Source organism: Vibrio sp. V08_P9A1T1 (assembly GCF_963874405.1).
Lineage (GTDB): Bacteria > Pseudomonadota > Gammaproteobacteria > Enterobacterales > Vibrionaceae > Vibrio > Vibrio anguillarum.
The window spans coordinates 17,527-29,016 of the sequence record NZ_CAWNIB010000122.1 but is presented as its reverse complement, the minus strand read 5'-3'; the positions used below and the strand labels follow the sequence as shown (position 1 = coordinate 29,016).

The 11,490-nt window shown below is 44.3% G+C and carries 7 protein-coding genes, 1 tRNA gene and 1 pseudogene; 7 read left to right on the top strand and 2 right to left on the bottom strand.

What is annotated here, in order from left to right; all coding sequences use genetic code 11:
• The first annotated feature begins 14 nt into the window (after positions 1-14).
• The 7 genes and pseudogenes from AACT21_RS06260 to AACT21_RS06230 form a co-directional block, all read left to right on the top strand.
• On the top strand, positions 15-533 hold the full coding sequence (locus AACT21_RS06260) for an Hcp family type VI secretion system effector (RefSeq protein WP_013857791.1): 519 nt from the start codon (positions 15-17) through the stop codon (positions 531-533).
• 140 nt (positions 534-673) lie between these two features.
• A complete protein-coding gene (locus tag AACT21_RS06255; protein ID WP_094163460.1) occupies positions 674-2,779 on the top strand; it encodes a type VI secretion system Vgr family protein in 2,106 nt (701 codons plus the stop codon).
• On the top strand, positions 2,776-3,582 hold the full coding sequence (locus AACT21_RS06250) for a DUF4123 domain-containing protein (RefSeq protein WP_094163458.1): 807 nt from the start codon (positions 2,776-2,778) through the stop codon (positions 3,580-3,582). Before AACT21_RS06255 ends, AACT21_RS06250 begins: the two co-directional genes overlap by 4 nt.
• The gene (locus AACT21_RS06245; protein WP_094163456.1) at positions 3,572-7,105 is read left to right on the top strand and encodes a toxin VasX; all 3,534 of its coding nucleotides are present in this window, start codon (positions 3,572-3,574) and stop codon (positions 7,103-7,105) included. Before AACT21_RS06250 ends, AACT21_RS06245 begins: the two co-directional genes overlap by 11 nt.
• A gap of 37 nt (positions 7,106-7,142) precedes the next feature.
• Positions 7,143-8,090, top strand: a complete 948-nt coding sequence (locus AACT21_RS06240; protein ID WP_094163454.1) for a hypothetical protein — start codon at positions 7,143-7,145, stop codon at positions 8,088-8,090.
• Positions 8,091-8,301: 211 nt separating this feature from the next.
• Positions 8,302-8,586 (top strand): type VI secretion system PAAR protein, encoded by a 285-nt coding sequence (locus tag AACT21_RS06235; RefSeq protein WP_017043423.1) that lies wholly within the window; start codon positions 8,302-8,304, stop codon positions 8,584-8,586.
• Positions 8,587-8,730: 144 nt separating this feature from the next.
• A pseudogene (locus tag AACT21_RS06230) lies at positions 8,731-9,024 on the top strand (Dabb family protein); the annotation flags it as partial.
• A gap of 297 nt (positions 9,025-9,321) precedes the next feature.
• Here AACT21_RS06230 and AACT21_RS06225 read toward each other — a convergent pair.
• Both AACT21_RS06225 and rpoD read right to left on the bottom strand, forming a co-directional pair.
• Positions 9,322-9,397 (bottom strand) — tRNA-Ile (locus AACT21_RS06225).
• Positions 9,398-9,540: 143 nt separating this feature from the next.
• Complete coding sequence (gene rpoD, locus AACT21_RS06220; RefSeq protein ID WP_013857727.1) at positions 9,541-11,397, bottom strand: RNA polymerase sigma factor RpoD; 1,857 nt, start codon at positions 11,395-11,397, stop codon at positions 9,541-9,543.
• Positions 11,398-11,490: the final 93 nt, after the last annotated feature.

The window sequence follows — 11,490 nt, the reverse complement described above, 5'->3', positions numbered from 1 at the left end:
AATAAGGATAAGTCATGCCAACTCCATGTTATATCTCTATCGAAGGCGAAACTCAGGGTCTCATCACTGCAGGCGCTCTTTCTACTGACTCTATCGGCGATGCTTTCGTTGAAGGTCATGAAGATCAAATGTTGGTTCAAATGTTTGACCACGTTGTGACAGTACCGACTGACCCACAATCAGGTCAGCCTTCTGGTCAACGTGTTCACAAACCATTCAAATTCACCGTTGCGCTAAATAAAGCGGTTCCTCTTCTTTATAACGCGTTGGCGTCTGGCGAGAAGATGAAATCGGTTGAGCTAAAATGGTACCGCACGTCTATCGAAGGTAAACAAGAGAACTTCTTCACCACTAAACTTGAAAGTGCGTCTATCGTGGACATTCATTGCGAAATGCCACACTGCCAAGATCCTGCGAACGGCGACTTCACGCAAAACGTTACGGTTTCTATGTCTTACCGTAAAATCCTGTGGGATCACGTGAACGCTGGTACTTCAGGTTCAGATGACTGGCGCAAACCAGTAGAAGCGTAAGCGTTAATTTTGGGTGGCTGGCTGATGTTGCGTAAGCAAAGCCAATCCGGCCAGCCACCTTTTTTAGCCTTAAGCAAAGTGCATTCAATGAGTGTGACTTGCTTAAGGCTTTGCTGTTTCTAGTGTAAAGAGGATGGAAGATGGCCACGCTGAATTTTACGTTAAAGGTTGACGGGCTCGCCGACGATGCATTTGTAGTGCGAGAATACCACGGACAAGAATCCTTATCGGAGAGTGTGCTGGCTAATGGCGAGCCTTGTTATGGGTTTCGTTACCACATTGAGCTAGCAAGCCGTCAATCAACTTTGAGTGCAATCGATGTCGTCGACAAAACGGCTCAGCTAACGGTTTTTCGTAATGGCGGTGTGGTGCAGCGCGTGCATGGCATCGTGCGCCAGTTTAGTAAAGGCGATATTGGTCATCATCACACCTTTTACTCACTCACTTTAGTGCCTGCATTAGAGCGCTTGTCGCTGCGCCAAAATAGCCGCATCTTCCAGCTTAAAACCGTACCTGAAATTCTTTCCATTGTGCTGCAAGAGATGGGCATTGACGACTATGCCTTCGCACTTAAACGAGAATGTCTTCAGCGCGAATTCTGCGTACAGTACCGTGAAACCGATATCCACTTTTTACACCGATTAGCCGCCGAAGAGGGCTTGGTCTATCACCTCCTGCATGAAGAAGGTAAACACACCCTCATTTTCAGTGACGACAGTCAAAGCTTAACGAAGCTCGATACGCCGATCCCTTACAATGTGCTGTCCGGTGGTATCGCTGACACGCCTTACATTTCCAACTTAATCAGCCACACGCAATCGCAAGTGGCGGAAAGCCAATTGGCGGATTACAGCTTTAAAAAACCGACTTACGGTTTTAAGCAAAGTGCACTCGGCACCGCGATGGATTACCAGCAGACCCACTATGAACATTTTGATTTCCCGGGCCGATTTAAAGACGATGAGAGCGGTAAAGCGTTTAACCAAATTCGTTTAGAGTACTTAAGAAGGCAGGCGCGTACCGCACAAGGCCAAAGCAATGAAGCGCGTTTGCAAGCCGGAACCCTGTTTGATTTGGCCGAACATTTAGACGACAGCGTGAACCGAGATTGGGTTGTGGTGCAAGTAAACCACCAAGGCCAGCAGCCGCAAGCATTAGAAGAGTCTGGCGGTAGTGGTGCAACGACCTACAGTAACCAATTTACCTTGATCCCGGCCGATGTAACGTGGCGCGCAACACCGTACACGAAGCCGCAAGTGGATGGCCCATGCATCGCCCACGTGGTTGGCCCCGATGGCGAAGAGATCTTCTGCGATGAGTATGGCCGCGTTAAACTGCATTTCCCATGGGACAGATATTCTAACGGCGATGAACACAGTTCATGTTGGGTGAGGGTGTCGCAAGGTTGGGCTGGCAGCCAATATGGCATGATGGCTATCCCAAGAATTGGCCATGAAGTGATTGTCGATTTTTTAAATGGCGATCCGGATCAACCCATCGTCACAGGCCGCGCTTATCACGCCACCAATAAAGCGCCCTACACACTGCCAGATAACAAAACCAAAACCGTACTGCGCAGTGAAACGCATCAAGGTGAAGGCTTTAATGAGCTGAGTTTTGAAGACCAAGCAGGGCAAGAGAAAATCTACCTGCATGCGCAAAAAGACTATGAAGCGCTAGTGCTTAATGATGCCACCACCCACATCAAACACGATAAACACCTGACAGTGGATAACGACCAGTTCGGCCACATCAAAAATAACCAACACCTAACGGTCGAGGGCGAAAGCCGTCAGAAAATAGCGTTAGATCGTAGCCTTGATGTGGGTGGTTCACTGCACCAAAAAATCGGTGAAAAAACGGTTTTTGACTCAGGTAATGAAGTGCACCTTAAAGCAGGCAATAAGTTGGTGTTAGATGCGGGTAATGAGATCACCATCAAAGCTGCGGGCAGTTTTATCAAAGTGGATGGCGGCGGCGTGCACCTAGTCGGGCCTGCGATCAACCTCAACTCTGGCGGCAGCGCAGGCAGCGGCTCGGGTTATGGCGGTGTTGTAGCGGCGTTGCCTATGGGGTTGGCAGCGCCAAGTGCGCCGGATGAGCTGGTCTTAAGCTTGCCAACAGCGAGTTTAATTCAACAAGTGATAGCCGATATCAAAACGGAGATGCCAATCACTCAGGTTTGTCAAAAGCGTTCTGATGGAAGCTGTCCGTTAAGTGACTGCCCTTGTGGAAACAATAAATGATGTTAGTTCTCGATAGCCACTGTAATGACGTTGCAGTGAACTGGTTTGCTCTAGTCAATGATTACCATAATATGCATGCTGAAGTTTATGAGAGGATCTCTGGGCATTTGGTTGAGCCGTTATATTTATCGACGTCAGTTGAGTCATTACTAAATCGTAGCCCTTTGTTGATTGCATTGTATGAGCAAGATCCAATGACAAACATCTTACCTAAAGAACATACACTGTATTTTTCTGCACCACTTAATGTCTCTTTTGATGTTGCCTTAGCTCAACTAAGGAATCGATTACATATTCAATTCTCAGGTAATCGAAGAGGGCTGTTTCATTATTATTGTTCTTCAGTGGCAAGTTATTTTTTTGAGCGTTCAGATACGATCGATACTGGCAAATGGTTGGGATGTTTCAGCAGCCTTTATTTTTATCGTCAAACATACAGTGATTTAGCTAAATGGAGCAAAGTCGTTAGTGAGGGGGGGGAGCTTGCTTCAAATCTTTGGCTTCTTACAGAATCTCAGGAAAATGCTCTCAATGATAAATATCATGAAAATGAGATCGTGCAGTGGGCTACAGAAAACAATATTAAAGAGTTGAATTGGCAGAAACAGAAAATGGTTCATTTATTCTGCTCACAACACCAGATAACAGATCCTCAAATTTCTTCTCGATTACGCCATTTAATACAGCGCTATGATGTTGCCCTCAATGATCTTAATTTTCATTCGAAATCGCATCAAACATCAGAAAATATCGTCGAACACATAGAATACTTAATGTCTAGGGAGAATGCATATGTCTACTAAGTTTGCTTCAAGTCCGAGCTGTGATGGTAAAAAGTTTTTCATTGAAGTAACGGGTATACAACATGGCTCTGAACAAGACTTTGAGTTTTATGACTTAACTGATATGTCACAGCAGGCTGCTCTAGAAGCGAAAAAGAGTATTGATCCTGAACTTGATGAAAGTACGGTATACAGTTGGGATTGGTGTGATGAGAGTGCCAATCGAAATGTTTGGCTGAAAATTGAAGCGGAAGGTGAACCAATCAAATTACCGCTTTTTCAAAATGTGGCAGACATACCAAGAAAGAAAGACGAGCAAGGTTATTTGGTACATGCAGTTTTACCTTTAACGCTTTTACCTACTTATCAATCATCGTTAACTTATAAAGAGAGAATTGCTCCTGTTCGAGCCGGTTTTATTTATATCTTTTACAACCATAAAGTATGGCGTGAAATTCAAATTAGCCCAGAAGATAGCGGTGATTACTCTCTTAAAGATGTCAATCTTTACCAATATCGTACTGGTAGAGATAAACCGTTTAAAGATGAAGCTCGAATCGCAACTGGTGTGGCACTAAAAGAGATTTGGATACCGGCTAAAGAGAATAACAAGGGGGCACGGATCCATCTTGCCTTTTCAGAAGTTCAGTGGAGTGCACAATATCTTAATTATCTTGAGGCGAATCAAAACGAGTTAGTTCAACGAGCTGTTGCATTTCATCAGTTGAATGTGGATAGAAATGTCGATGTATTGAAAGCTAGCTTACTGCCGCCAATGCGAATAAGAGCGCCAGAGTTGGAGTTGTTTCTTGCTGAGCCAAGTAATCTCAACCGTGATCTCTCTGGGGAGTGGGTAACACGCACTTACCAAACCATTAAAGAGGAAATCTTATCCGCGAATGAAGACGGTGATAAGGCGGTACAGGTTTTTAAATATGCTCAACCTCATCGATATGAATACGCTATTAAGCAAGCCGCACTGATTGAGATTATCAACTCAGATCCAAATCAAGCTAAGTTGTGGACTATTGGTGACTCGAAAGATTTTTTAGAAGATGCAAAAAAGCGTCATCTGAGAGCAATTGTATTGGACGATCCTCTTTTTGACTTAAGACATCACGCTTTTCTTACTCAATCTGCTGTTGGGTATTTACAGCAAGTCTATATCGATATGAGTCAACAAAAGTACTATCGCACTGCAGAGCTAGTGCAAAAATTGGTGGTTCCAGCCAAGTTCGGACAACAAGAAAATCCTTACTATCAATATCGTAATGCTATAGACAATTACTATGGAGGCCTTTTCCACAGAACATTACGTACTACTGAGCGACAGTTTTGTTGCCAAGATGTAAAGGTATTGCAAGAGAAACTCCAATTGCAGGTGAACCAGAAGAGATTGGCTCATGTGCTGCGTGATATCAGTTCAATGAACGATATTAACGCATCGGCTGCGCATGTGATTGTTGGCTATGCGCTGAGTGCTCTGAGCGTGAATATTGATAAATTGGATCAAATGTCAAACCCTGAAAGTGACGCCTGTTCACCTTATTTAGAAACCGCTAGACAAATCCTCTCTCCAAAAGATAACCATCCTTTGTACCGAATATTATTTCCAGAAGAAGGTACGATAAATTTGGAGCAAGCTGGCTATAGTGCACCAGCACCATTTAATTCGGGATCTGGATTCGCAACGCTTGAATCGTTAGCTTTATGGTCGAAAGAGGAGATGCTCATTCAAGATGAGCAGTTACAAGTGATGGATCTGGCTTTTATGTCGCCTTCCAATAGCAACCAGGAAAAGGCTTTTAACCTTGAACGGCGTATTGCCAGTATCATGAATGATATTTTAAAGGGTTACTTTGATACGTTGCTGAACCTGAGCCAAGATCTCACCAGTGAAGCGAAAGTGATCCAATTTAACGCCGCTTATGCCCCAGTACTTGGTTTATTGAAAGCCACTAATGTCAAAATGTGGGGGGATATCACTTATGTACCCGTCAGTGGTTCAGAGTTGAAAGGTATTGTCGTTGGTGTACACGGTCATGGTTTGAGCTATGGGCTAAGCGCTGCTGATCGTGAATTTGTCGAATCTTCTAAGAAGAAGTCAGCGTTTGGACGCTTGTATGATCGTTCGGGCAAATTGGTGGCATCGACCAATAAAAACGCCTTTAAGCCCCGCGATCTCATTTCAGGAAGTCGAGGTGCAGTTGGTACTAAGTTACCGCTTAAAGTCGTGGTTGTCTCTCAAGAAAGCCAAATGGCAGCTGCCTTCAACCAAGCGAATACTCAAAGAGCATTACGCGATCTTAACCACCAAGATTGGACCGTCAGCAACGCTTATGAAAAACTTAAAGTCCCCTATTTTATAGTTGTAGTTGAACTGATTAACCTGAGAAATAATCAGCAATACATGAAGAATATTTTTGATGAAAAAGATGTGTTTTTCTCAGGCGCTAACGCGCTAAGTGCAGCTCTGGATCTTGGTATCGCCATTACCCATGCTTCAAATCTTTATACGAAAAATGCGTCTCGTTTGGCAACAGCCTCACATAAACCAGCGATTGTTATGCCTGACTTCCTTGTGAAAAAAATGACGTTTAGAAATGATAATATACGCTTGGTGTCAAGCATCAATCGATTAGTATTAGTAAGTATTGGTGCTGGTTTTTTAACTGCGGGTATTGCTGGTTGGGATGCGATGCGCTGTTGGCAAGAAAATGATCTTGATGCCAGCGTTGCGATGGGTATGGTGTCGATAGGAACGTTAACCACCACCGTCGCAACGGGGTTTTTTACTACCAGCGCTCCGGTGTTATTTGGTATGGGACCTGTGGCATGGTTAGGGATTGGGTTGTCTGTTGCAGGTTTCGCGCTCTACATGCTTTGGAAGGATACCCCAATGGAGGCGTGGCTGAAAAACGGCCCGTTTGGTCAGTCACCCTCGGCGACTTACGCACATTTGCAAGACCCGACGACGGCGTTTGAGCGGTTTATTGGGTTGATTTTCAATCTATCGGTTAAAGCGTACCGTTTAGGCGCACAGACCGAATTCCCTGAGGTGTTTACTCAGCAGATGCAAGCATTAGGTGCTACCCATGTTATCCATGTCAATACCAATTTAGCGGCGTTACTCAATGCTCAATCGGTCGCGGTTGAGTTTTATGCTCGGCAAGCGATTGAAAAAAAGACCATAACAAGTAGCCGAACGGGTTCAAGGGAAACCAGTGAACTGATTAACTTAAGCTCGCATAATGTCACTATTATCCATCAAGAGCAGCGTAATGAAGGTACCGCCTATTTTGTTAAATATGATTTAACCGTACCCGAATACAGTACCGATTTTAGCCTACTGATGATGCGTTCTTATCAGTATCGCTACCAGCCTGTTTTTGTGCTCAGAACCAAGCTGCACGTTGAGCAGGCCAGCTTTCCGACATTAGCATTAGAAGAGCGTGATGATTCTCGCGCTGTGAATGTGGTTCCAACATTTGCTTTAGATAACAACAGTGATCAAGATTGGGCGCAAAATACCGTATTGGCGTAAAGCGTAGCATCTGTCATCAAAAACATTAGGAATGATAATGGCTTATAACTCAGAGCAATTAACCCTCCAACCACCTAAAGAGGCGCAAGGTTTTTTACGGCGTGTCTTAACCAAAGGACAGGTCTTTCCTTTTACTAAAGCCAATGACACCATTGCTCTCTCTTTGGCTGGGGAAATTACACCTTCGAACATCAAAGAGACTGAAAAGGAGGATAAACTCTCTTATTGGGATGAAAACTCTTTAGAGAGTGAAGCTTTTTCTAATTGGTCTCAACTGTACTTATTTATTGTAGGTTTAGCAAAAATGTCGCTAGTGGTTATCTTACCACTGGGCTATTTAATATTTTTTATTGGTTTTATTGGTGCAACCCTTAAGGGAGGTGGGAAGAGTTATCCCGATGTGTTTTATAAACTGACATTGTATACAACACTTCCTTGTTTACTTATTTATGGCCATTTTAAATTAGTGAGTGCTGGGCACCTTTTTCTGGCGCCCTTTTTAAAAAGTAAGCGAGTCTATAGTCTTAATCGCCAAACTGGCATGGTGACACTGTTTAAAAAAGGCAATAAAGAGCGTTTTAGCCATCCATTTATTGAGTTTGACTGTGTGCTGATGTCCGCCCCTAGTCCACAAGGGCACTTAAATTACAACCTGATGTTGGTGCATCGCTATCATGATTATTCGGTTGGAGTACCGATTGGCAACCTGATCGGCAGTAATGAGATGGTGGCAGAGTATTATCGGTTGTGGAATATGATTCAACGTTACATGGATATCAGCCAACCCATGCCCGATATTTTAGTACTTGAGCCTGCACGTGAAAGAGACCCAACCACCGCCGCCTATGATAAGCAAACTGGGCGCAATCCGCGATACTGGCGTGATATGAGTGATGAAGAATATCAGCAAACTCTGAAAAGAATCGCAGAGCAGCAAAAAAATCAGCCAGATACGGGGCCAAAGTTGGATATTTTTGCACATTGATGCATTGAATCTGGCGATGGCCAAGTAAGATCTAGTGAGTTATTTAGTATTTACTCTGCAGTATGGTCGGAATTGTAAGGCTGAGCTTGATTGATGAATGTGTTTGGGACTTACTTAAGATTGCCGTGTTAGTAGAGATTCATTCGCGCACTAGTTTCGTCTGAAATTAAGTTTAAAGTAGAAAAAGTCACCTTTATTAAGGAGCAAATCAATGGCAAATGGTGCATTAGTAGGAGATATCGGATCCGATCATGATGGTTTTCCTCCTACGCCGATCACCGCTGGGTCACCGACGGTAAAAATTGATGGCAAAGCAGTGGCAAGGCAGGGCGACCCGCTAGAGCCTCATGACAAACCGAACAACCCAAGCCACCCACGTGCAATTAAAGGCGGCTCGGGTAGCGTTATGATTGATGGCAAGCCCGCCGCGCGAGTCGGCGATGCCGTTGACTGCGGTGGCGTAATTATTGGTGGCTCATCGGTCAATATTGGTTAAGGTTGTAGCCCATTTAATCAATAAAGCGGCGCTTCAAACCTTGAGTGCCGCTTTATTGTTTTAAGCGCAGCACCTTTAGCACCAGTGAGCCAGCGTTATCCCTCTTTATGAAAAGAAATTCTACGGACAGAAACGGAGCGAACAATGATTCGCCATATCTTATTAATCAAATTCAAACCACAAGCTCAGCCTGCCAACATCCAACAGCTCAAGTCGCTGTTTGAAGCCATGCCAGAGAAAGTCGAGGGGGTCGCCGCCGTTGAGTGGGGCGTGAACGACAGCCCAGAAGGCAAAAACCAAGGTTATACTCACAGCGTTTTAATGACATTTAGCGATGAGCAAGGGCGCCAAAATTACCTACCTCATCCAGAGCATAACGCGCTAAAGGATCTCTTTCGTCCTTTGCTCGAAGAGATCATCGTTTTCGATTATTCGATTATTCGATTATTCGATTATTCGATTATTCGATTTAGTCACAAGCCAATAATCCTAGAGGCGCTCACCCCATGTTGGGTAGGATGGACTCTAGATTCTTTGGTTTGTTTGGCTTGAGTGTTAGCTAAGGGGTATTCATTTCGCCATGATGTACCACCAGAACAGTCGATATTTAGCCGTTAGTACATTCGATGGTACATTAAATCATTGATGTCACAAGAGACTATGAATGCTGAATAATTTGGTACGTATTGATTTAATTGGCTTTGTAGGTTTTGACGGATGTTATCAGAGAGAAAGTGGTGGCCCCTCCCAGACTTGAACTGGGGACCAATCGATTATGAGTCGACTGCTCTAACCACTGAGCTAAGGGGCCAAATTAGGTGTGTGATTATAGGGGATGGAGTTATGAGTGTCTACCCGCAAAATAGGGTAAATGCGCTTAGTTTTTATCCACTTAAACTATGAGATACAAAAAAGGTGAGCTTGTGCTCACCTTTTAGATTGGATAGGTTGCGATTACTCGTCTAGGAAGCTGCGCAATGTTTCAGAGCGGCTTGGGTGACGCAGTTTACGCAGTGCTTTCGCTTCAATTTGGCGGATACGCTCACGCGTTACGTCAAACTGCTTACCGACTTCTTCTAGCGTATGGTCTGTATTCATATCAATACCGAAACGCATACGCAGTACTTTCGCTTCACGAGGAGTTAGGCCAGCAAGAACGTCACGAGTCGCTGCTCTTAGGCTGGTGGCCGTAGCAGAATCAAGTGGTAGTTCAAGGGTTGTATCCTCGATAAAGTCACCAAGATGCGAATCTTCGTCGTCACCGATAGGTGTCTCCATAGAGATTGGCTCTTTAGCAATTTTCAGTACTTTACGAATTTTATCTTCTGGCATTTGCATGCGTTCTGCCAATTCTTCTGGCAGAGGCTCACGGCCCATCTCTTGCAGCATCTGACGTGAGATTCGATTCAGTTTGTTGATCGTTTCGATCATGTGCACTGGAATACGAATCGTACGTGCTTGGTCTGCAATTGAACGTGTGATAGCTTGGCGAATCCACCAAGTGGCGTAAGTTGAGAACTTATAACCACGGCGGTATTCAAACTTATCTACCGCTTTCATCAGGCCGATATTACCTTCTTGGATAAGATCCAAGAACTGCAGGCCACGGTTGGTGTATTTCTTCGCGATAGAAATAACCAGACGCAAGTTTGCTTCAACCATCTCTTTTTTCGCTCGACGAGCTTTCGCTTCACCGATAGACATGCGACGGCTGATGTCTTTAATGTTTTGTACATTCAAAGACGTTTCTTCTTCGATCATTTTCAATTTATGAATTGAACGACGAATGTCTTCTTCTTGCTGTCTGATTTTTTCTGCATAAGGTTTTTCTGAAGCGAGTACTTCATCTAACCATGCATCGCTTGATTCATTGCCAGTGAATAAGGCAATGAATGATTTCTTAGGCATTTTACCGTATTCGACCGCAGCTCTCATGATCAGACGTTCTTGAGTACGAACGCGATCCATAGAGGTGCGAAGCTTGTTGACTAGGTAGTCAAATTGCTTTGGCGTGAGTCGGAATTCACGGAAAATATCCAACATCAACTCGGTGGCTTGGGCTGCTTTATTGCTGTCATAGCCATGCTCATTTTTCGCGAGTTGAAGATTTTGATACTTGTTGCGTAGTTCGGTGAATTTTTCTAGCGCAAGCTCAGGGTCGATTCCTGCATCTTCTTCAGAGTCAGTATCTTCGCTGTCGTCATCGTCGTCATCATCAAGATCGTCTTCATCAGCAAGGTCAGCGCTAGCAAGCTCTGAACCGATATGGGTCGCTGTTGGGGCGTTCGTTGCATCTGAGTCAGGATCAACAAAACCTGAGATCAGGTCTGTTAAACGAAGTTCTTCAGCAAGAACTTTGTCAAATTGCTCTAAGATGTATGGAATGGTGCCTGGATATTCAGCCACTGCGCGTTGAACTTGGTTAATACCATCTTCAATACGCTTAGCGATATCAATTTCACCTTCGCGAGTCAGCAGTTCTACGGTACCCATTTCGCGCATATACATGCGCACAGGGTCGGTAGTACGACCAATTTCGCTTTCTACACTGGATAATGCAGCGGCTGCAGCTTCGGCAGCATCCTCATCGGTGATTGCGTTGTCATCATTTAGAGCAAGATCATCGGCATCAGGGGCAGTTTCTACCACCTTAATGCCCATGTCATTGATCATCTGAATGATATCTTCTACCTGCTCGGAATCTACGATTTCTGCTGGTAGGTGGTCATTTACTTCGGCGTAGGTCAGATAGCCTTGCTCTTTGCCTTTAATGACAAGTAGTTTTAGCTGTGACTGCGGATTTTGATCCATAGACGGTATCCAACTTCATATCTGGTGAAGGAATTAGTATGCGAAATGCAAACCACATATACTAACAAATTTATTCATTGCTGACTATTTAAA

What these genes read in the sequence shown, in the direction of transcription:
- AACT21_RS06260 (WP_013857791.1), top strand. Translation starts at nt 15, where the DNA reads ATGCCAACTCCATGTTATATCTCTATCGAAGGCGAAACTCAGGGTCTC.
- AACT21_RS06255 (WP_094163460.1), top strand. Translation starts at nt 674, where the DNA reads ATGGCCACGCTGAATTTTACGTTAAAGGTTGACGGGCTCGCCGACGAT.
- AACT21_RS06250 (WP_094163458.1), top strand. Translation starts at nt 2,776, where the DNA reads ATGATGTTAGTTCTCGATAGCCACTGTAATGACGTTGCAGTGAACTGG.
- AACT21_RS06245 (WP_094163456.1), top strand. Translation starts at nt 3,572, where the DNA reads ATGTCTACTAAGTTTGCTTCAAGTCCGAGCTGTGATGGTAAAAAGTTT.
- AACT21_RS06240 (WP_094163454.1), top strand. Translation starts at nt 7,143, where the DNA reads ATGGCTTATAACTCAGAGCAATTAACCCTCCAACCACCTAAAGAGGCG.
- AACT21_RS06235 (WP_017043423.1), top strand. Translation starts at nt 8,302, where the DNA reads ATGGCAAATGGTGCATTAGTAGGAGATATCGGATCCGATCATGATGGT.
- rpoD (WP_013857727.1), bottom strand. Translation starts at nt 11,397, where the DNA reads ATGGATCAAAATCCGCAGTCACAGCTAAAACTACTTGTCATTAAAGGC.